This window comes from Microbacterium sp. 22179 (assembly GCF_052045715.1).
GTDB lineage: Bacteria > Actinomycetota > Actinomycetes > Actinomycetales > Microbacteriaceae > Microbacterium > Microbacterium galbinum.
In genome coordinates this window covers 1-20,957 of sequence record NZ_JBQEPJ010000007.1, presented here as the reverse complement: position 1 = coordinate 20,957, position 20,957 = coordinate 1, and the positions used below count along the sequence as shown (strand labels likewise).

16 protein-coding genes are annotated in these 20,957 nt (G+C 68.0%); 8 read left to right on the top strand and 8 right to left on the bottom strand.

Annotated features, from left to right (window positions below; genetic code table 11):
- Positions 1–5: 5 nt before the first annotated feature.
- Complete coding sequence (locus ACTJKK_RS14465; protein WP_247955616.1) at positions 6–1,409, bottom strand: L-serine ammonia-lyase; 1,404 nt, start codon at positions 1,407–1,409, stop codon at positions 6–8.
- Positions 1,410–1,489: 80 nt separating this feature from the next.
- Positions 1,490–2,515, bottom strand: coding sequence for an Lrp/AsnC family transcriptional regulator (locus ACTJKK_RS14460; RefSeq protein ID WP_247955615.1), 1,026 nt, complete (start codon positions 2,513–2,515; stop codon positions 1,490–1,492).
- Positions 2,516–2,593: 78 nt separating this feature from the next.
- On the opposite strand from ACTJKK_RS14460, the gene ACTJKK_RS14455 reads away from it, so the two are divergent.
- From ACTJKK_RS14455 to hrpB, 5 genes are all read left to right on the top strand, one after another.
- Positions 2,594–4,060 (top strand): MFS transporter, encoded by a 1,467-nt coding sequence (locus ACTJKK_RS14455; protein WP_247955614.1) that lies wholly within the window; start codon positions 2,594–2,596, stop codon positions 4,058–4,060.
- A gap of 53 nt (positions 4,061–4,113) precedes the next feature.
- Complete coding sequence (locus tag ACTJKK_RS14450; RefSeq protein ID WP_247955613.1) at positions 4,114–5,277, top strand: amidohydrolase; 1,164 nt, start codon at positions 4,114–4,116, stop codon at positions 5,275–5,277.
- Positions 5,278–5,897: 620 nt separating this feature from the next.
- Positions 5,898–6,326: a MarR family winged helix-turn-helix transcriptional regulator gene (locus ACTJKK_RS14445; RefSeq protein ID WP_247623366.1), complete on the top strand. Its 429-nt coding sequence runs from the start codon at positions 5,898–5,900 to the stop codon at positions 6,324–6,326.
- Positions 6,327–6,438: 112 nt separating this feature from the next.
- On the top strand, positions 6,439–8,043 hold the full coding sequence (locus ACTJKK_RS14440; RefSeq protein ID WP_440748501.1) for an SPFH domain-containing protein: 1,605 nt from the start codon (positions 6,439–6,441) through the stop codon (positions 8,041–8,043).
- 205 nt (positions 8,044–8,248) lie between these two features.
- Positions 8,249–10,804: an ATP-dependent helicase HrpB gene (gene hrpB, locus ACTJKK_RS14435; protein ID WP_440748500.1), complete on the top strand. Its 2,556-nt coding sequence runs from the start codon at positions 8,249–8,251 to the stop codon at positions 10,802–10,804.
- 94 nt (positions 10,805–10,898) lie between these two features.
- On the opposite strand, the gene ACTJKK_RS14430 is transcribed toward hrpB, so the two are convergent.
- Positions 10,899–12,395, bottom strand: a complete 1,497-nt coding sequence (locus ACTJKK_RS14430; RefSeq protein WP_440748499.1) for an L-serine ammonia-lyase, iron-sulfur-dependent, subunit alpha — start codon at positions 12,393–12,395, stop codon at positions 10,899–10,901.
- A 71-nt stretch (positions 12,396–12,466) separates the two neighbouring features.
- Between ACTJKK_RS14430 and ACTJKK_RS14425 the strand changes: the two genes are divergently transcribed.
- Entirely contained in the window at positions 12,467–13,093 is a 627-nt protein-coding gene (locus ACTJKK_RS14425; protein WP_440748498.1) for a hypothetical protein, read from the top strand.
- A 74-nt stretch (positions 13,094–13,167) separates the two neighbouring features.
- Complete coding sequence (locus tag ACTJKK_RS14420; protein WP_247955609.1) at positions 13,168–13,443, top strand: hypothetical protein; 276 nt, start codon at positions 13,168–13,170, stop codon at positions 13,441–13,443.
- Between the two features lie 84 nt (positions 13,444–13,527).
- On the opposite strand, the gene ACTJKK_RS14415 is transcribed toward ACTJKK_RS14420, so the two are convergent.
- Positions 13,528–15,258 carry an L-aspartate oxidase gene (locus ACTJKK_RS14415; protein WP_440748497.1) on the bottom strand — a complete coding sequence of 577 codons (1,731 nt, stop codon included), beginning with the start codon at positions 15,256–15,258 and terminating at the stop codon, positions 13,528–13,530.
- A 77-nt stretch (positions 15,259–15,335) separates the two neighbouring features.
- Here ACTJKK_RS14415 and ACTJKK_RS14410 point away from each other — a divergent pair, with 77 nt between their 5' ends.
- Positions 15,336–16,271, top strand: a complete 936-nt coding sequence (locus tag ACTJKK_RS14410; RefSeq protein WP_247955607.1) for a LysR family transcriptional regulator — start codon at positions 15,336–15,338, stop codon at positions 16,269–16,271.
- 4 nt (positions 16,272–16,275) lie between these two features.
- Here the strand turns inward: ACTJKK_RS14410 and ACTJKK_RS14405 are convergent, their stop codons facing one another.
- From ACTJKK_RS14405 to ACTJKK_RS14390, 4 genes are all read right to left on the bottom strand, one after another.
- Positions 16,276–16,797 (bottom strand): DUF2247 family protein, encoded by a 522-nt coding sequence (locus ACTJKK_RS14405; RefSeq protein ID WP_440748496.1) that lies wholly within the window; start codon positions 16,795–16,797, stop codon positions 16,276–16,278.
- 48 nt (positions 16,798–16,845) lie between these two features.
- Positions 16,846–18,489: a hypothetical protein gene (locus ACTJKK_RS14400; protein ID WP_440748495.1), complete on the bottom strand. Its 1,644-nt coding sequence runs from the start codon at positions 18,487–18,489 to the stop codon at positions 16,846–16,848.
- Positions 18,482–19,030, bottom strand: a complete 549-nt coding sequence (locus ACTJKK_RS14395) for a hypothetical protein (protein ID WP_440748494.1) — start codon at positions 19,028–19,030, stop codon at positions 18,482–18,484. Before ACTJKK_RS14395 ends, ACTJKK_RS14400 begins: the two co-directional genes overlap by 8 nt.
- Positions 19,031–20,007: 977 nt before the next feature.
- Positions 20,008–20,957, bottom strand: a 950-nt coding sequence (locus tag ACTJKK_RS14390) for a hypothetical protein (RefSeq protein ID WP_440748493.1), incomplete at its 5' end; no start/stop codon positions are given.

Here is a 20,957-nt window from a genome sequence, read left to right as displayed (position 1 = left end):
TCCTCTCAACACTCGACAACGTTGACGGCGAGGCCGCCCAGCGCAGTCTCTTTGTATTTGTCGCTCATGTCCGCGCCGGTGTCGCGCATCGTCGCGATCACCTGGTCGAGCGAAACGCGGTGCTCTCCGTCGCCCCACAGCGCCATCCGTGCGGCATTGATGGCCTTCGATGCCGCGATCGCATTGCGTTCGATGCAGGGAACCTGCACCAGCCCGCCGATTGGGTCGCAGGTGAGGCCGAGGTTGTGCTCCATGGCGATCTCGGCGGCATTCTCCACCTGGCGTGGCGTGCCGCCGAGAATCTCGGCCAGCCCCGCCGCGGCCATCGACGACGCCGACCCGACCTCGCCTTGGCATCCGACCTCGGCGCCGGAGATCGAGGCGTTCGTCTTATAGAGCGAGCCGACCGCGGCCGCAGTGAGCAGGAATCTCTCGATAACGTCCTCGCGCACCCCTTCGCCGTCGGACGCCGCGGCGGGGGTGTAGTGCAGGGCGTAGTACAGCACCGCCGGAACAATGCCTGCCGCGCCGTTCGTCGGTGCCGTCACCACGCGCCCACCGCTCGCGTTTTCCTCGTTGACGGCGAGTGCGATGAGGTTCACACGCTGCTGCCAGTGTTCGTGACCGTGATCGGGATCCTCCGCGGCCAGACGCGCCGCCCACGCACCCGCCCGCCGCCGAACCTTCAGGCCGCCGGGGAGCACGCCGTCGCGCCCGATCGATGACCGCACGCTCGACTCCATCACGTCCCAGATGTGACGCAGGCCCGCATGGATTTCATCGTCAGGCCGCCGAGCGCGCTCGTTCTCACGCATCACCTCGCTTACGGCGAGTCCTGTCTCCTCGCACCTGGCCAGGAGTTCTGCCCCGGAAGAAAACGGCAACGGGAGGACGTCTCCCGCAGTCGACGCCGAGCCCGGTTCCTCGCCTTCGCGGACGATGAACCCGCCACCCACCGAGAAGTAGGTTTCTGTCGCGAGCGCGGTACCGGTCGCATCGACCGCGGTGAACGACAACGCATTGGTGTGGCGGGGGTGAACAGTCAAGGGGCGGAGGACGAAGTCTTCGACTGCGCAAGGAACGGGATGCTGTCCGCCGAGCGCGACAGTTCCGGTACGTGTAATTTCGTCGAGCCGTGCCGCGACCTCGTCGGGGGTGATCTCGTCGGAGCGCGCTCCCGTCAGCCCCAGCAGCACGGCGGTGAAGGTGCCGTGCCCGGCGCCAGTCGCGGCAAGTGAGCCAAAGATATCGACGCGCACTGTCGACACGCGCGGGAGCAGGTCCCGGACCTCGAGCGACGCGGCGAAGTCGGCGGCGGCCTTCATCGGGCCGACGGTGTGTGAACTCGAGGGCCCGATCCCGACCGTGAAGAGGTCGAAGACTCCGACAGTCGGCTGCGTATGCGTCATACGACATACGCTAGGCAGCTGGTACGGCAGCCGCCTTGATTAGAGGCTTCCCTGCGAAACCGATGATTCTCACGCAGAATCTAGATCAGCATGGGAATCATGGTGTCAGTTGCAAGCCCGCCGGTACCGAGGTAGCGGCCCTCTTTCTTGAGGCTCTGCAAGACCACCGATCGGTCGGCGATCGACACACCAGGCACCCCTTCCTCGATTGCCACCTCGAGTCGTTGAACGTCGGCGAGTGCGCGCATCCACACCGACAGCACCAGGTTGTACGGGCCGATCGTCGATGCCGCCATGCGCACTTCTCCGAGCCTCGTCATGGCAGAGCCCACGCGCTCGGCGACGCCCGCCGGGACCCGTAGGAAGTACCACGCGTGCACCGGCCAGCCGGAGTGAGCGCGAGCAACTTCGGTGCGAACCACCAGGCGCCCCTGTGCGCTGAGGGTAGTGAGCGCTTCGCGTACGCGTCGTTGCCCGACCCCTAGCTCTCTAGCAATGTTCGTCACTGTGGCGCGCCCGTCCTGCCCGAGCGCGTGCAGGAGGGCGTTTTCCAGTTGCGGGTCGACCTCGCCTCGCGCGGCGGTCGGCACATCGAGGGTGCGCTCGACGGCAGACGTCTCATCGGTTGACAAGGAACGCAGCCGCCATTGCCCGGCGTCTGTGAACGGGGAGGACAGGAGCAATGTGCGTGTCGCGCGCACGCCCGAGAGCCGACGCATCCTCCCCATGATGTATTCGCTCAGCGAGTCGAGATCGCTCGCGCCCACGATGGCCAGCAGGTCTCGCCCTCCTGCGGTGTGGTCGATCGTGAAGGCCTCGCGGTCGGCGGCGAGGGAGTGTGCGATCTCGAGAGTGGCGCCGGGTTCGGCTTCAATTTCGAGGATCGCTGACGGCCCCCGTGTTCCGGGGCCTGGATGGCCGGCCACCCAGGCGAGTCCGTGGTCGGACAGTCGTTCCCAGCGGCGGGCCAACGTTACCGAGTCGACGCCGATGATGGGCGCGAGGGAAGCCCATCGGGCGCGGGGGTTGATCTGCAGTGCTTGGATCAGTCTCTTATCGGTCTCGTCGAGACTCGCTAACTGCGTAGAACGGTCAACCTTGTTCATAAAGCTGCATTCTACGTGCCTTCCTCGTCCTCGTGGGTGAACATAACCCATCGCATCGGATCGACAAAGGAGCAATTCGTGTCGCAGAGTCTCGTTCGTGGGCGCCCGGCAATAGGTGTCGTCGGGTTTCTCGTCGTCATGGAATTTGGCAGCGGCGCGCTGCAGGGTTGGTTCTCGCCCTTGCTCGCTGCGATCGGCCAGCAGTTCGGGGTCGGCGCCGGTGCACTGAACTGGGTGAGCGCGATGTACATGCTCATGACCGTCGCCTGCGTTCCCATCCTGGCCAAACTCGGCGATATGTTCGGGCATAAGCGGTTGCTGGTCATTGCGACGGGGCTCGTCGCCGTGGGATCTATCGTCGTTGCCTTCGCACCCACATTCGAGGTATTCCTCCTCGGGCGAGCGCTACAGGCACCGCTGGCGGCGTTCCTACCCCTGGAGTTCGCGATCGTCCGCGCCAGAGACGAGCGATCAGCGAGCCGAAGTATCGGAGTGCTCGTCGGCGCGCTCACCCTCGGCGCCGCGATCGGCTCCCTCATGTCCGGCCTGCTCTTCGGTGCGACCGGCGAACTCACGATCGTATTGTTGGTTCCCGCGGTGTTCATCGCCCTGTGCGTACCTGTTGTTGTGTTGCTCGTGCCCGAGACCACGGTGCGAAAGCGCGGGCGCGTCGACATCGTCGGAGCCGTCCTGCTGACAATTGGGCTGCTCGCGATACTGACAGGAGTGTCGAACGCCAGCACCTGGGGATGGGGAGACGCGCGTACCCTCGCCCTGGCCCTCGGCGGCGCGGCGGTACTGGCGATTTGGGTCGTCGTGGAACGCCGGATCACCGATCCGCTGGTCGATCTCACGATGCTCACACGCGGGGGCATCGGACTGCCGATCATCGCCTCGCTGCTCTTCGGCGCTCAGACCTACGGCGGTCAAACAGCGAGCTTCCTCTGGCTCCTCGGCGACAGCGAGCGCGACGGCTACGGCCTCGGTATCCCACCCGCCGCCGCCGGTGCGATCATCGTGCTCTATGCGCTGGCCGCCTTTGTTGGCACGCTCCTCGGGGATCGGCTCGTGCGACGGATCTCCGCTCACCGCGCGATCGCTCTCGCTGGAGCGACCGCTGCCGTGAGTTTCGCTCTCATGATCGTCTTCGCCGGGGCGGCCGCGCTGTTTATCGCGTCAATGGCGCTCGGGGGCGTCTCCGCCGGTGTCCTACTTGCGGTTCTTCCCGCGGTTGTGGTTCGCAACGCTCCTGCGGACTCCGTGGGAATCGCCTCCGCACTCTTCAACACCGCGCGCACTGCGGCAGGAGCAGCTGCCGGGGCGGTGTTCGCGCTCGTTATGACGCTATTCGTTGCTACAGCTTCCGATAGTGGGGCGACCGTCTCCCGCTCCACCCCCACATCCTTCGTCGCGGTTTGGGCGATCTGCCTGGTGATCTCGCTCGCTCTTGCCGTTATCGGGCTGCGTGTCCGGGTCGCCCGCTCCGCAGGCCCGATCGACGACGCTTCCCACTCAGATGCCCCCGAACCGATTGAGGAACGATGACAGCTCTCCCATTTCTCCCTTTGCCAGCCGCGACTTCCGATGTGCGGGGGGCGGTGATCGCCTCCCGCACGAGTTGGGAAGCAGACGTCCTGGCGCTGAGTGCGCAGATCCATACGCATCCGGAGCTCGCTTTCGCTGAACACCGGGCGGCCTCGTGGGTGGCTGAGACGATGCGTGCAGCCGGGTTCGAGGTTTGGGAGGGCGCGTTCGGTCTCGACACCGCCGTAGAGGCCACGATCGGACAGGGAGATATCACCGTCGCGATCTGCGCAGAGTACGACGCGCTCCCCGGCATGGGCCACGCCTGTGGTCACAACATCATCGCCGCCGCCGGCGTCGGTGCGGCCATCGCGCTGGCCGAGGTCGCTGACGACCTCGGCATCCGCGTGAAGCTGCTCGGAACGCCGGCAGAGGAGCACGGCGGGGGAAAGATCCTCATGCTGGAGGCTGGTGCGTGGGATGACGTCGACTTCTCCCTTATGGTGCACGGTGGGCCCGGCGACGATCTGCGCTGTGCCGACTTGCGCACGCAGGCGGTGGCCCGATTCGACGTGTCCTTCCGGGGGCAGGCCGGTCATGCGGGGGGGCCGAGCCCCGATGGGGTGAACGCGGCGAATGCAGCGACAATCGGACTCGTCGCGCTGGGCCTTCTCCGCCAGCACCTCCCCGACGGAGTCCGTGCTAATGCTTTCATTGACCACGGCGGTGAGGCAACGAACATCATCCCGTTGTCGACGCGAGTGCGAGCCGAGGTGCGCGCGGACACACTCGACGCGCTCGAGAGCACGCAGCGCAGGATCCTTGCCTGTTTCGAGGGTGGGGCGACCGCGACTGGGTGCTCATGGGCGTGGGAGCCTGCCGAACCCACCTATGCCGAACTGGTGCAGAACCCGGTGCTGGCCGAGGCCTGGGACCGCAATATCGCCTCGCTCGGGCGCACGCCGCACCCCTACGCGGCGTCGCCGGGAGGGTCGACCGACATGGGCAATGTGTCGCACGTCGTTCCATCCATCCATCCGCTCATCGCGATCGAGGGATGCTCCTCTGCTCCGCACACACCTGAGTTCGCCGGTGACGCGATCGGCCATGCAGCCGACGCCGCGGTCGTTGATGGGGCACTCGCGATGGCACTCACCGCTGTCGACGTCGTAGCGCTCCTACGGGCGGGGCATCAGCTGACCAGCGCCGACGCGTCCGCTGCGGCATCGAACCGATGATCCGCAGCCACAAGCTCGCGAGACGGCGCGGCCGGCAGACGGGCTGCGCGGCTGTCTGTAGACACCGCGGTGCCGCTGGCAGCTAGGACCGGGAGAGAGAACCCAACCTTCGTCCCCGGACGACTCACGACCCGCGAGGGCGGGAGCTAGAGACAAACCCATGGCTGAGTGGTCTCGGCATCCCGCCCTCGCGTTTGTTCCCCCAAGTCCGTCAGCGTCATCGCGGACACCGTTCGGACGCCGGTGTCCGAACGGTGTCCGCGGAGGTCTTCCGTGGCGTGGGTGCCAACTTGACGTGAAAGCTACTCCGCTGTCGGGCGCGGCACCGACACCCGCCGCTTAGCGACAACTCCGATGAGAATCTGCAACTCCGGTGAGACGATCTGCAGGTAGGTGAGATTTCGGCAGATCCGGCGAGACAGGACAATTCTCCACCGACTTTCCGTAATCAAACCGTTGCATTCGTTATCTCGCCGTTATACAGTGATCACACGGTGAATGTTTGCTGTGGCACTCACCGAATGTGATTGCAGGACACTCTTGGTGCAAGGGACAAGGGCCGGTCGGGAGCCTCTCCGATCGGCCCTTACTGCTGCCCCCAGGGCCGGTATCCTGTAGGGATGACCGATCGCAAGCTCGCCCTCGCCGCCTGGGAGAGCCTGTTCCGCGCGCAGCACGAGGTCTTCCACGACATGCTCGCCGACTTCGACGGCACCGACATCAGTCAGGCCGAGTACGACGTCATGCTCACGGTGACCCGCTCCCCCGACATGACCGCCCGTCTGCGCGACATCACGGCCAACATGCTGATCAGTCAGCCGAGCGTCTCGCGCCTCGTCGATCGCATGGTCACGAACGGCCTCGTCACCAAGTGCGCCGACCCCGACGACGGTCGCGGATCGCTCATCACCGCGACGGATGCCGGTGCGCGCGCGTTCCGCGCAGTCGCCACCGTGCATGGGCGATCCATCGCCGAACGCATGTCGGCCCTCGACGACGACGAACTGCGCACGCTCCGCGCACTCTCCGACAAACTGCGCCGCTCCTGACACGGGGAGTTCTCCCCTCGGCATCCGTTCCTGTGATCTGGCAGGGTGGGAGCTGAGTCCCGCACGCCGCGGGAACGCAGACTTCCCCTTCGGGGGATCAGGGAGGTCACCCATGGAGCTCGCCGGAATCGTCGGCATCCTCGTCATCGTCGGCATCGCCGTCGTCATCGTCGTCGTCGTCCTGCTCATCCTGCTGCTGTTCGCACGCAGCTGGATCAAGGTCGCCCGCGCCGATGAGGCACTGGTCATCTCGGGACGCAAGCAGAAGGTGCAACGCGCCGTCGTCGGCGCCGACGGCACCAGCCGCCCCGAGATGTCGGAGTCGCCGGTCACGGTCATCGTGAACGGCAAGTCGCTCGTCAACCCGATCACGCAGCGCCACGAGATCATCTCTCTGCGCTCGCGCCAGGTGTCGCTGAACGCCGAGGCGCAGTCGCTCGACAGCGTCACGCTCAACGTCGACGGCGTCGCGATCGTCAAGATCGGCTCCGACCCCATCCTCGTGCGCCGCGCCGCCGAGCGTTTCGCCTCGCAGGACAAGGCCATCGAGCAGTTCACCACCGAGCAGCTCGAAGGTGCCCTGCGCGGCATCGTGGCCACGCTCTCGGTCGTCGAGCTCATGCGCGAGCGCAAGAAATTCTCCGACCAGATCGCCGCTGACGTCTCGCAGGAGCTCGCCGAGCAGGGCCTGATCCTCGACTCGTTCCAGATCAAGGGCATCACCGACAAGGTCGGCTACATCCAGTCGCTGGGTGCTCCTGAGATCCAGGCGAAGCGCCAGTCGGCCGAGATCTCGCAGACGAACGCCGACCGTGCGATCAACCAGAAGTTCATCGCCAACCAGGAAGCGAACCTGGTCGAGCAGACCGCCCTCGACACCAACACCGCCAACGCGAACGCCGGCATCGGTCGGGCGCGCGCCGAGGCCGAGCAGGCCGAGAACCTCGCCCGCGAGCAGGCGCAGCAAGCCGTTCTGCAGCAGCAGGCCGAGAACAAGCAGGCGCAGCTCGACGCCGACGTCAAGCGCGTCGCCGATGCGCAGCGGTACGAGGCCGAGACCCGCGCCCAGGCAGAGCTCTACACGCGTGAGCGCGCCGCCGAGGCAGCCGCGATCGAGCAGGTCAAGCAGGCCGAGGCCCGCACCCGCATCGCCGAGCAGCAGGCGCAGGCCGACAAGGCCCGTGCCGACGGTGAGGCCGCAGCCGCGGTCGCCAGCGCGAACGGTGAGGCCGAAGCGCTGCGCTCCAAGGCGGAGGCCGAGGCCGAAGCCCGTCGCCTGCGCGCCATCGCCGAGGCCGACGCGATCCGCGCCGAGGGTGAAGCCCGTGCCGCGGCCGTCGAGGCAGAGGCCAAGGCCATCGCCTCCAACCAGGACGCCTTCCTCTCGCAGCGCGTGCTCGAGGTGCTGCCGTCGATCATGGCCGAGTTCGCCAAGGGCTACTCGGCGATCGGCAACGTATCGATCATCGGCGGCTCCGGCGAGGACGGCGCCTCACACGTCGTCGGCGCCGACAGCGCGAAGGCGCTGCGCTCGGTGTTCGACAGTGTGCACTCGGCGACCGGTCTCGACCTCGCAGGCATCATCCAGGGCCAGGCCGTGGGCCGCGGATTCGGAGCAGGAGTGGCCGAAGCATCCGCCGCCGCTCCTGCCGCCGCACCGACGCAGCGCGTGCCGAACCCGACGACTCCCCCGCCGCCCGCCGACGACGCGGAGTAGTCACCAGCAGGACACAGCGGATGCCGCGGCCGATTCGGTCGCGGCATCCGACGTTTCCGCCGTACCCAACTCAGGAAGAACTGGGCCGCGCAGTCTGTTTCCACCCCGGTCCAGGCCGATTCCGGCCGGTTTTCCTGAGATAAGTACGCCCGCCGCGACCCGCACCACGTCTACTCGCCCTTCTCGACACAGGCAGACTGGAACCATGACCCCCGCCGCCGCCTTCGACCTCGCCGCGATCGGCGCGGGGCTCTCGTTCGCCTCCGCGATCGACGAGCTCCAGGCGGCGCTCGACACGAGTGCGTCGGTGGTCGTGAGCGCCCCTCCCGGCACGGGCAAGACCACGCTCGTGCCGCCGCTGCTCGCAACGCGATCGTCGGGCCGCGTGATCGTTACCCAGCCGCGCCGCGTGGCAGCCCGGGCCGCCGCTCGCCGGCTCGCTCAGCTCGACGGATCGCCGCTCGGCACGCGCGTCGGGTTCACCGTCCGCGGCGAGCGCGCCGTCTCCCGGGAGACACAGGTCGAGTTCGTCACGGCCGGGGTGCTGCTGCGCCGCCTGCTCGACGACCCGGATCTCACGGGTGTGGATGCCGTGATCATCGACGAGGTCCACGAGCGCGCGCTCGAGACCGACCTGCTGATCGGCCTGCTCTCGGAGGTGCGCGAGCTGCGCGACGACCTCGTACTCATCGCCATGTCGGCAACACTGGATGCCGAGCGCATCGCCGCCGTGATCGGCACCGACGACGAGCCCGCGCCGATCGTCGACCACCGGGTTCCCGCCTACCCGCTCACCGAACGGTGGGCGTCGAGCCCCGCTCCGCGCCTCGACGAACGCGGGGTGACCTGGGCGTTCCTCGATCACGTCGCGCGCACCGCGGCATCCGCTGCTCTCGATCTGCACCGCGACGATCCCGCTGCCGACGCGCTGGTCTTCGCACCGGGCGCGCGTGAGGTGTCGGAGATCGCTCGCCGCATCCGCGACACGACCGACGTGTTCGACGTGCGGGAGCTGCACGGTCGGATGCCGGCGGCCGAACAGGATGCCGTGATCCGCGGCCGCCGCCCTGCCGAAGAACCCCGCATCATCGTCACGACATCACTCGCGGAGTCCTCGCTGACCGTGCCGGGCGTGCGACTGGTGGTCGACGCCTGCCTGGCCCGCACTCCGCAGCGCGACGCCGGGCGCGGGATGACGGGCCTCGTCACCACCGTGGCCTCCCGTTCGTCGAGCGTGCAACGCGCCGGCCGCGCGACCCGCCAGGGAGCGGGGACGGTCGTGCGCTGCGTCGACGAACGCACCTATGCCACGGCGCCTGCGCGTCCGACTCCCGAGATCGCCTCGACCGATCTCGCCGATGCCGCTCTGCTGCTCGCCTGCTGGGGCGCACCGGAAGGCAAGGGTCTGCGACTGATCGACCCGCTCCCCTCCGAGAGCCTCGCCGACGCCCTCACGGTGCTGCACGGCCTGGGCGCGATCGACGACGACGGTCGCGCGACGCCGGAGGGCCGAGCCCTGGCACGCATCCCGACCGATCCGCGGCTCGCCCGCGCTCTGCGTGACGGCAGCCCGGTCGTGGGCTCTCGCCTCGCCGCCGAGGTCGTCGCGCTGCTGGGCGGCGACGTGCGCACGGCGGACTCCGACGTCGCGCAGGCGCTCATCGCCCTGCGGGGCGGCCGAACACCGGAGGCCCGCCGGTGGCGCAGCGACGCGGATCGCCTCGAGCGCCTGACGACCTCGGCAGCGGGTGTGCGCTCCGATCTCGACGGTGTCGGCCTGGTGATCGCCCTGGCGTTCCCCGAGCGGATCGCCCGCCGCGTCGACCGCACGGCGAACGGGGCGACGTTCCTGCTGGCCTCCGGCACCCGCGCGGGAGTGAGCGGCTCGCTCGCGGCCGTCGAGTGGCTGGCCATCGCCGACGTCACGCGGGCGTCCGGGCGCGCGGCGGCCGGTTCGGGGGCGGTCGTGCGATCGGCTGCGATGCTCACCGAGGAGCAGATGGAGCAGGCGGCGAGCCACCTGCTCACCGACCGCGTCGAGGCGGAGTTCGTCGGCGGTCGCATCCAGGCGCGTCGCGAGCGCCGGGTGGGCGCCATCCTGCGCTCTTCGGCTCCCGTGCGCGCGTCTGCCGACGAGGGGCAGGATGCCGTGCGCCGCACGCTGCAGCGCGACGGGCTGAGCATGTTCGCCTGGTCGGCATCCGCCGTCGAGCTGCGGAGCCGCCTGGCGCTGCTGCACCGGGAGCTGGGCGCGCCGTGGCCGGACGTCTCGGATGCCGGACTCCTCTCGGCCCTCGATTCCTGGCTCGCACCCGAGCTCGACGCTCTGGCCAGCGGTACCCCCGCGGCCCGGCTCGACCTGACCTCGGCACTGCGGCGCCTGCTCCCGTGGCCCGAAGCCGGGCGTCTCGACGAGCTCGTACCGGAGCGGCTCGAGGTGCCGAGCGGCTCTCGCGTCCGCATCGTGTATCCGACCCTTGACGATCCGGATGCCCGACCGGTCGTCGCCGTGAAGCTGCAGGAGTGCTTCGGCTGGGCCGAGACTCCCCGGTTGGTCGACGGCCGCGTGCCGGTGCTCTTCCACCTGCTCTCCCCCGCCGGGCGACCGCTCGCCGTCACCGACGACCTGACCTCGTTCTGGTCGGGGCCCTATGCGCAGGTGCGGGCCGAGATGCGCGGCCGCTATCCGAAGCATCCGTGGCCCGAGGATCCCTGGGCGGCCGCCCCGACCCGACACACGAAGAACCGCGCCGCACGCTGAGCCGGCCGCCGCGCTTTCGAATCGCTCACTTTGCGGTTTCGACGCCGGATGTTCCACCGAGTGAGCGATTCGAAAGCCGGAAGAGAGCCACCCCTCAGCACTCGATGACGTTGACCGCGAGGCCGCCCTCGCTCGTCTCCTTGTACTTGGTCGACATGTCGAGTCCGGTCTGGCGCATGGTCTCGACGACCGCGTCGAGCGAGACGTAGTGGCTGCCGTCGCCGCGCAGGGCGAGGCGGGCGGCGGTGACGGCGGTCGAGGCGGCGATCGCGTTGCGCTCGATGCAGGGGATCTGCACGAGGCCCCCGATCGGGTCGCACGTGAGCCCGAGGTGGTGCTCCATCGCGATCTCGGCGGCGTTCTCGATCTGGCGGTTGGTGCCGCCCATCACGGCGGTGAGTCCGCCGGCGGCCATCGCGCAGGCCGATCCGACCTCGGCCTGGCAGCCGCCCTCAGCGCCCGAGATCGAGGCGTTGGCCTTGAAGAGCGACCCGAGAGCCGTGGCGGTCAGCAGGAAACGACGGATGCCGCGGCGGCGGTTCGCCTCGGCGGTCTGCTCCTCGTCCAGCGCGTCGGAGGCGGCGAGCGCCCGAGCATCCGATTCGAATCCCAGCAGCGCGCTGCCGACCAGCTCGCCGTACGGGGTGACGGCGTTGCCCGCCCCGAGGCCGGAGTCGGCGAGGAACCGCCACCAGTACATCGCGACGGCAGGAAGGATGCCGGCGGCACCGTTCGTCGGGGCGGTGACGACGCGTCCGCCCGCGGCGTTCTCCTCGTTGACGGCGAGCGCGAAGGCGCCGAGCCATTCGCCCGGGAGTTCGCGGTGGCCGTCGGCCTCCGAGGCGTCGAGCTGCCCGCGGATGACCCCGGCACGTCGCTTCACCTTGAGGATGCCAGGCAGCACACCGTCGGAGTGCAGGCCGGCGTCGACGCATCCGGCCATCGCGTCCCAGATCGCGTCGAGCCCCGCGGCGACCTCTTCTTCGCTGCGCAGGGAGGTCTCGTTGAGGCGCGCGACCTCGGCGATCGAGAGGCCGCGCTCGTCGCAGAGCGCGAGCAGTGATGCGGCATCCGCGTAGGAATAGGGGAACCCGGAGGTCGTGAGCGCGGCCTCCTCGCCCTCGCGACGGATGAACCCACCGCCGACGGAGTAGTAGGTCTCCTCCACCACCGCCTCACCGTCGCTCGCCCACGCCGTGAGCGTCATGGCGTTCGGATGCCCGGGCAGGCGCGTGCGCGGGGCGAAGACGATATCCTCCTTCGCGAAAGCGACCTCATGGGCGCCGGCGATGACGAGGGGTGCGCCCGCGGGATAGTCGCTCCAGGCCGATCGCACGTCGGCGGGGTCGCAGGTCTCGGGTGAGAGTCCGCGGAGGCCTGCGACGACGGCATCCGGGGTTCCATGGCCGATGCCGGTAGCCCCCAGCGAGCCGAAGAGCGTGCACCCCACACGAGAGACGCGATCGAGCGAGCCTGCGGCGGCGAGCCGCTGCGCGAAGTCGAGAGCCGCCCGCATCGGTCCGACCGTGTGGGAGCTCGAGGGCCCCACTCCGATGGAGAAGAGGTCGAAGGCCGAGACGTACGCTGTCACCCCTCCAGGCTACGCCGGATCGTCGATGTCGGTTCACCTTCGTTAACCCGCTGACTCACTACTGTGGGCGTGTGAGTGATGACACCGGAATCCTGATCTTCCTCGCCGTCGGCGTTCTCGTCGTGATCGGCATCGTCGTCTTCGGCGTGCTGAGCTCGCGCCGCAAGAAGAAGGCGACCAGCCGCACGTTCAGCGTGCGCTCCGGCCGCATCGGCACGCAGCCGTTCCTCGAGAGCAGCGACCTCGCCCTCGACGACACGCGCCAGGAGGAGCTCTTCCGCCTCACCTACGAGATCGGCGGCTCGCTGCAGATCCCCTCCGACGACGAGCCCGACGACCGCACCGTGCACATCTCGCGGATCGGCCGCAGCCTGCGCGCCGGATTCCCGCAGGCGAAGATCGGCCTGTCGGTGTACTTCCGCGAGTGGGAGAACAGCGAGTTCCCCGCGCGCTTCCCCGTGCGCGGCGACCACGGCACGACGGCGGTGACGATGGATGCCGCGGGCGTGACGGCCCTCGATGCGAACAGTTCGATCGTCTGGACCTCGCCCTGGTCGACCTTGCGGTTCTCGAACGGACCCGACCTGGTGCTGCTCGACGGCGCCGGCAAGACCGTGCGCCTGCAGCCGGCGGATGCCCAGCCCGAGGTCGAGGAGATCGTCATCAAGTACGGCACGCTCCAGCAGATGCACTTCTGAGCGCGCGTCAAGCCCCTTCAAGCGGGGCAGGTGCGACGGCATCCTGAACGTCAGACATCGCGAAGGGAGCGATCATGACGAACAGCACCCCCGAACCCACCGACGACCTCTCCGCCGAGGCGCAGACGCCCACGCCGACTCCGGCATCGGATGCCGAGGGCGAAGTGACCACGCCGGATGCGGCCGAGTCACCCGAAGACGCCGATCCGAGCGAGGTGCCGAGCACCGAAGACCTCCAGGAGCCGAGCACCGAGAAGGACCCGGGCGAGGAGCCCAAGGCCCCGAAGCGCGACGAGCCCGAACCCGACCATGAGGCGGTCGGCATCGGGGTCGTCGACACGGAGGACTGAGTCCTCCCGCGCTGAGGGGTCAAGACACGCCGCACCGCTCACCGGTCACGCGGCGTGTCTTGACCCCTCACGGAGGGTGGGTGCCTATTCGACGAGCTTGCCCGCCGTGTCGACCTCGCGCATGAGCTCGGCGATCTCCTCGGGGATCTCGGGGATCGCCTCGCGCGTCACGCCGTCACGCGGCGACCAGACGAGGTTCACCTGCAGCGTCGGGTCGGTGTCGGGGAAGTCGCTGCGGTTGTGGCATCCGCGGGTCTCGCGACGCTCGAGCGCCGCCTCCATCGTCGCCCGCGCCGCGAGCGCCGACGCCTTGAGGTCGAAGGCGTGCGCGAGGTCCTGGAACCCGGCGATGTCGGGGTGGATGCCGATGTCTTCCATACGCCCCTCGATGAGGTCGAGTTCGGCGAGGCCCTGACGCAGCCCCTCCTCCGAGCGCACGACGCCGGCGTGCTCGGTCATGGTGTTGCGGATCGCGCGCTGCAGGGCGCGCACGTTCTCGCGTCCGTCGGCGGCGAGGAGGTCGTCGATCTCGGCGCGTGCGCCGGCGACGGCATCCGCTGACCTCTTCTGCGCCTCGAGGGAGGCCGCGTGCTCCATCGCGGCCTGGCCGACGATGCGTCCGTAGACGAGCAGTTCGATGAGCGAGTTGCCGCCGAGGCGGTTGGCGCCGTGGAGCCCGCTCGAGGCCTCACCGATGGCGTAGAGGCCGTCGACGTCGGTCTGGTGGTCTTCGGGCCGCACCCACACGCCGCCCATCGAGTAGTGCGCGGTCGGCGCGATCTCGATCGGGTCGGTGGTGATGTCGAGCATCTGCAGCTCCATCATCGTCTGGTAGACGCGGGGCAGGCGGGTCATGATCGTCTCGCGCGGCAGGTGCGAGACGTCGAGCCAGACGCCGCCGTTCTCGGTGCCGCGCCCCTCTTTGATCTCGGTGTACGCAGCGAGCGCGACGCGGTCGCGGGTCGACAGCTCCATGCGCTCGGGATCGTACTTGGACATGAAGCGCTCGCCGAGGGCGTTGCGCAGTATGCCGCCCTCACCGCGCGCCGCCTCGGAGATGAGGGTGCCGGCGGCGTTCTCGGGCTCGATGATGCCGGACGGGTGGAACTGCACGAGCTCGGGGTCGCGCAGGCGGGCACCGGCGTCGACCGCGAGGCGGAAGGAGTCGCCGGTGTTCTCGTCGCGGCGCGAGGAGGTGCGGCGCCAGATGCGGTTGTGGCCGCCGGCGGCGAGGATGACGGCATCCGCGTGGATGAGGTAGCGGGTGCCGTCGGCCTGGTCGAAGCCGTAGGCGCCGAAGACGACGTTGTCGCGCACGAGCAGGCGGGTGATGTAGACGTTGTCGAGGATAGGGACCTCGAGCTGCTCGGCCTTGCGCACGAGGGTGCGCTGGATCTCGAGGCCGGTGTAGTCGCCCGAGAAGGCGGTGCGGCGGAAGGTGTGCGCGCCGAAGAAGCGCTGCGAGATGCGTCCGTCGTCTTCGCGGGCGAAGTCCATGCCCCAGCGTTCGAGGTCGTGGATGCCGCGTTCGGCGCCCTGCGTGACGATCTCGACGGTGTGGGGGTTGGCGAGCAGGTAGCTCTCCTTGATGGTGTCGGCGGCGTGCTGCTGCCAGCTGTCGTCGGCGTCCATGGTGCCGAGGGCGGCGTTGATGCCGCCGGCGGCGAGGGAGGTGTGGGCATCCTGTCGGGGGCGTTTGCCGACGGCGAGGACGTCGATGCCGTGTTCGGCGACCTCGATCGCCGCGCGCAGCCCGGATCCGCCGGTGCCGATGACGAGGATCGTGGTGGAGATCTGACGTTCGCGAGTACTCATGCTCTCGACGCTAGTTAGGTCACCCTAATAACTCCAATGCATAGTTCCTCTTCGAACCATGTTGGTAGCCTATGGACATGAACCTCGAGCAGTTGCGCGGATTCGTCGAGGTCGCCCGCCTCGGGCACTTCACGCGGGCGTCCGAATCGCTGCACCTCGCGCAGCCGTCGCTCAGTCGGCAGATCTCGACGCTCGAACGCGAACTCGGTGCCGAACTCTTCCATCGTGCGCGCGGCCACATCGCCCTCACCTCCGCCGGCGAGACGCTGCTCCCCCGCGCCCAGCGCATGCTCGCCGAGGCCGAGGCGATCAAGGAGGAGATGGGCGAGCTCGCCGGCATCCGTCGTGGACGCGTGCGCCTGGGTGCCCCGCCCACCCTGTGCATGAGCCTCGTCGCCGAGGCGCTCGCGGCCTTTCACGTCGCGCACCCCGGCGTCGAGCTGCAGCTCGCCGAGGCCGGATCGCGCGCGCTGGTCGAGCAGGTCGCCGTCGGCGCGGTCGACATGGCGCTCATCACCGAATCGGCCGGCCCGCCGCCCGCGGGCGTGAGCCTGACGCGGATGCCGCTGCTGGCCGAAGAGCTCGTCGTCGTGTCGTCGGCGTCTCAGCCGCCGGTGTCGACGGCATCCGCCATCGGCCTCGACGAGCTCGCCACCCTGCCGCTCATCGTCTTCGACGAGACGTACGAACTGCGCGCGACGACGGATGCCGCGTTCCGCAGCGAGGGCCTCGAACCCGTGCCCGTGCTCGCCGGCGCCGAGATGGACGCCGTGCTGCGCTTCGTCGAACGCGGCCTGGGCGTCGCCGTCGTGCCCGCGATGGTGCTGCTCGATCGACCCGAACTGCGCTCGATGCGCCTGTCGCACCCCATGATGACCCGCACGGTCAGCCTCGCGCACCGCTCGGACGTACGGCCGGCGATCGCCGTGTCGGCCATGCGGAAAGTGATCGTCGCGACCGCGGTGGAGGTCGCGCGGCGGGATCCGGCGATCACGAGCCTGGTGGAGGGGTAGGGGTCTAGCGCTCCTCAAACGGGTCGCCCGGCCGATCTTCACGCGAGCGCACGAGAGCCTCCGCTTCACTCGTCAAGTACTGTCGCCAGCTCTCCGTCATGGCCGCCAAGCCAGAAGGGGCGCCTTCCTCCAACGGCATGTATCTCACGAACGGTGCCACCGACTCCGGGTAGCCGAAGTCGGCGTAGATCAGTTCGACGAACTCGAAAGGATCCTTCAGATTCTCCCTGAGTTCGTACGTCGCGAGCAGCTCGAGATAGAGCCACTTTCGGACAGACAGCTCCGGCTCGAGCGTCGCCTGTTCTCCCACACCGAGGATCTCCCGAATATCCGCGATCGCGCTGCCATCGAGCTCCGAGAGCTCCTGGATGACCGGGTCGACAGGCGATTCGAGATCAGCGCGCTTCGCCAGAGCGACGACAGTCGTCGGCTTCACGATGCCAAGCGATAGCCCGAGTCGCAGGTCGTCAACCGTGAGATCAACTCCGGAGCGACTGAGAAACCGAATGTCGAGTTCAAGCCTCATCGACTCACCACCCGTTCACGTCCTTCGGGATCGGCACGAACCGCCCACTCACCACTGTTCCTCCGCCGGCGCGGACCCGGGGTTCAGCAGCTCGCCGACAGCATCCAGCACGATGCGGGCAGACGCCTCGGCCTCCAGTATCTCCAGTTCCTGACCCAGAGTGAGGTTGCGGCGCTCGCGTAACTCGGCGTAGCCGGCCCACGCGGCGTCGAGCGCGTGCAGCTGCTGCGCTGCGTCCCACACATCGCTGTCGCTCACGCGACCGGAGACGTAGAAGTCGCGGAGAACTGTGCGCGGGAGCATCCGTCGGCTGTCGTTCTCCAGCGCCTCGATCGCGCGCGTCCGCGCGACCTCCGTGCGCGCAACGCTCCCGCCGCCGATGCGCCAAATCGAGAGGCCGAGCCCGAGGACCGTGAGGAGGCCGAACGTGAGGAGCAGAAGTCGCATCCACAAGGGCGGATCGTGCATGCCGTCCGCCAGAACGGTCGTGCCGACGAGTACGCCCGCGCCGAGCAACACGATCAACCCCGCGGCGATCCCGCGCGTGACGATCTTGGCGTTATCCGCACGAGTGTCGATGTTCTCGATCTCGCGGAGGGTCTTGTCGCGCGTGCGCGGGTCGAAGACGTAGGTGGCGAGCCATTCCGACCAGCCGGGTTCGCTGGCGATCGGCCCGAGTTCGCGCGCCTCCACAGCGGGCGGCTCACCCGGGTTCGACCGGCGCCGCCAGAGCGGACCTGCGATCGACGGCGCCAGGTGTTCGTCTCGCGAGTTGTTCATGAGGTAGGTCGCGCGCCACTCTTCAGGGCATCGCGCCAGTGTTCTAACGATCTCGGCGGCGCTGGCTTCGGCAGGTGACCCGTCCCCGGGGAATCGCAGGAAGACCTGGAACGGATGCTCCGGGTCCCGGTCGAGGAGAGATGAGAGCCACACTCTGATCCGCGCAGGATCGTCGTGGTCGGGACCGACCCAGTCGAGCTTCACCCCGCGCTCGCTGAGGAGCTCGTGATCCACCCGACCGAACACCAGGCGCCGTGCGGCATCCATCGGAGTCTCCCACGAGCGATCGGCCCGGACGCGCTCGACCTCCTTTTCGTATGCGCCAACGGGGAAGGAGACACCCGCGTCAACGCCGTTCGGCACGCCGCTCACCCAATCCCAGTGAACGGCCTTGCCGTCGGGCGAGATGTCGATATCGACCCAGTCGCACTCGGAATCCCCACATCCCGGGCACGATGAGATCAGCGCACGCCGCTCGTCGACCTCGACCGTGAAGTGGTCGATGTCGACGGGGTGGAGGCCGGAGGAGAGGCTGGCGGCGACTGAGACGTCATTGATGTAGATGCACAGCTCCACGCCCGTGCTGCTCGCCTCCGACGGCTCGATCGCGAAGCGGATGCTGTCACTTGCGATGCGCTCCCAGCGACGCCCGTCAATCACGCGCGACACCCATCGTTCTCGTCTGGGCGGGTGGGGAATGCCGAGCTCTTCGCACGTAGCGAGGAGAAGCCGCTCGGTGGCGACCTCGTCGTTGGCCGGCTGCCCGGCGAGAATCCGGAGGCTCGGGCTGTCGAGGTCGTCGACGAGGGCGGCCACCGCGGCATCGATGACGCGGAGGCTCCAATCCTCGCCCCTCGCGTGCACCGCGCGGACGATCGCGTCGAAGAATCGGAGTTCGGGGGTTTCAGTCATTGAGGGACCTCCTATTCCCCACCGCATCAGCGACCCCACATGACTTCACCATCGCAGCCAATGCTCCTTCTTCCACCCCAGAAGACACCGACGGCACCGCCTCGACCGCGATCACACGCCGGACGAACATCCAGATCAGGCCAACGCCCACGAACAGCGCGCTCCCCAGCACCATCCACATCGGCACGGCGCGGGCCCAGCCCTCGACCTGCACCTCGTCGACGACGAACCAGAGCCAGAATGTGACTGGCCCGCACGATGCGGCGATCGCCCCGCTGACGGAGAGGTGCCACGGAACGCCCGTCTTGCGAATCATCAGCCGCACCAGCACGCAGACCACCACTGCGACGGTGAACGCCACGGGAAGAGCAGCAATGTTGCGCGCGAGGGCGTCGCGGCGCTCTTGTGCGAGAAGCTCCCAGGCGGCGGTGAAGGACGGTGTCCACGACCCGACGGAGATCGCCAGCGCGAGCGCCGCGAGCCCGAGATATGCGAACGCCGCGATGATCGTCTGCCAGACCGCACGCGTGCGCAGGGACATTACCGACGCGCCACCTATGCCTGCTTCTGGTCGCACCAGAATCACCCCCTCATGAATAAGACGACCTACTGCGTCGAACATGACGGCGCTACGCCACCTGTTACGCGAACGAGACGAGAAGCCTCGAGTGCTTCAGCGTGCGAACACCATCGGGAGCATCAGCTCCAGCGCCTGCATGGTGAAAACGACGGTCCAGTACGTCATCGCCACGAAGGCCAGCGACTGCGAGATCACCGACACCATCAGCGGCGCACGCTCGGTGCTGCACCGTCTGAGACGACCGATTACCCGCACCATCGAACGAGTACGACGCAGAACCCGCATTCGAGCCGGTCGTCTTCGACGACGTGAGCTGACCGGCGGCGTTGAACTGTGCCGTCAGATGAGAATCCCCCGCCTCAGCGCCCGTGACATCCCACGACGTGCGGTTACCCGCCTCGTCATAGCCGTACGCGTTCGTCTCACCATCGGATGCCTCCGACTGTGCCAGCCAGCACAACCGACTTGCACGTTGATTTCACTCCCCGCTCCCGGCGTGGCGCACCCACACCGTCCGTGAAAACTCCCAACTGAGCGCGCGATCCCGCATGGAGCGCGAGCAAACGTACTCGGCGGAGTACGAGTCGCCCCATGGTGTCCGAGGGTAGGGGCATCGATATTCTTCTCGATCGCTGGGGAGCGAGAAGAATCCATCCGCAAACAAGTAGATCGACGGTGGCTCGTCTGACGTGTCTCGTGCTGGCATTGCTAGGTCAGGCAAGTTGGTGTCGACGTCGGACGAGTACCCGTACGGAAGGGCGAGCCGCGCATGCGACGAAGAGGGACGATGTCGCGCTACAAGCGAAAAGAGGTCGAGAACCGCGACTCGTGACATGACGTCCACGCCGGAGATTTCGTCAGCGTGGGCACTGACGAAAGTCCCTCGGGACTGGTTCAGCTCATCGCTCGCATGAGCAATCCATTCGAGGACTCGCGAATTAGCCACGTGGAATCACCCATCCGTTCCGCTGCAACCAGGCGATCTGGTCACGCGTCAAGTTCGCCACACCGTGCTTCCACGTGCCGTCGACGTTCAAAGCCGCTCCGTTCGAGAAATGGACGTGCTGCTGCTCGCCCGTCACCTTACCTGTGTCGACTCGTCGGATGCCGGAGGGAGCTTGACCTCGATTGATTTGTTGATTGAGCTGGTTCGGCGACGAAGGCCTCGATCCACCTGCGTTAGCGCCATTGCCGCTCGGCGTTTCGTTGAACATCGTTTGGGCGCCGTCGCCCACCGCGGCTGCCCCGCCGACGATTGCAACGCCGCCGAGGATCGTTCCTGCGGAAATCGAGACGGCGCCGGCGGCGGCGGTCGTGCCTGCGCTCGTCACAGCGACGGCACCTGCCGATGCGAGAATCGTTGCGCCGCAGATGCCTGCTGTGGCGGCAATACACGCGATTCCGAGCCCGACAAGAAGCGCACCACCGACGATCCAACCGGCCGCGGCCCATTGTTCCGATGTCCATGGACTTGCGGAGAACGGCCCACCCTGGGACGACAAAGGCACGGGGCCCGCACAGGTTTCATACGAGTAAACACACGGCGGGTGGCTCGCTGCGGTCCAGTCATCCGACTCACCCGACGGGTTCGAGACCTTGCCCTTGGGCAGCGACTTCACCACCTTCGAGACCGAGTTCGCCAATGAATTCATGTTCATCGCCGCGGATGCGGCAGCGAGCCCGCCCTTCGTCGTCGACTTCTTCACGTTGGTCTTGCCGAACCCCGCCGCAAGCCCACCCTTCTTCGAGGCATACCCAAGGTGGTCACTGAACGCGACCGGCGAGTTCTCGACATACGCGAACCGGTTCAACGACTGCGGGCGCACCAACAACCCGCGCCACTCATCCGGCTGCACCCACGACCCGGTCGCCGTGTCGTAGTCACGGG

Excerpts from the sequence above, each read along its gene's own strand:
- ACTJKK_RS14400 (WP_440748495.1), bottom strand. The coding sequence starts at position 18,489 with ATGACTGAAACCCCCGAACTCCGATTCTTCGACGCGATCGTCCGCGCG.
- ACTJKK_RS14445 (WP_247623366.1), top strand. The coding sequence starts at position 5,898 with ATGACCGATCGCAAGCTCGCCCTCGCCGCCTGGGAGAGCCTGTTCCGC.
- ACTJKK_RS14460 (WP_247955615.1), bottom strand. The coding sequence starts at position 2,515 with ATGAACAAGGTTGACCGTTCTACGCAGTTAGCGAGTCTCGACGAGACC.
- ACTJKK_RS14405 (WP_440748496.1), bottom strand. The coding sequence starts at position 16,797 with ATGAGGCTTGAACTCGACATTCGGTTTCTCAGTCGCTCCGGAGTTGAT.
- ACTJKK_RS14410 (WP_247955607.1), top strand. The coding sequence starts at position 15,336 with ATGAACCTCGAGCAGTTGCGCGGATTCGTCGAGGTCGCCCGCCTCGGG.
- ACTJKK_RS14420 (WP_247955609.1), top strand. The coding sequence starts at position 13,168 with ATGACGAACAGCACCCCCGAACCCACCGACGACCTCTCCGCCGAGGCG.
- ACTJKK_RS14415 (WP_440748497.1), bottom strand. The coding sequence starts at position 15,258 with ATGAGTACTCGCGAACGTCAGATCTCCACCACGATCCTCGTCATCGGC.
- ACTJKK_RS14465 (WP_247955616.1), bottom strand. The coding sequence starts at position 1,409 with ATGACGCATACGCAGCCGACTGTCGGAGTCTTCGACCTCTTCACGGTC.
- ACTJKK_RS14440 (WP_440748501.1), top strand. The coding sequence starts at position 6,439 with ATGGAGCTCGCCGGAATCGTCGGCATCCTCGTCATCGTCGGCATCGCC.
- hrpB (WP_440748500.1), top strand. The coding sequence starts at position 8,249 with ATGACCCCCGCCGCCGCCTTCGACCTCGCCGCGATCGGCGCGGGGCTC.
- ACTJKK_RS14395 (WP_440748494.1), bottom strand. The coding sequence starts at position 19,030 with ATGTCCCTGCGCACGCGTGCGGTCTGGCAGACGATCATCGCGGCGTTC.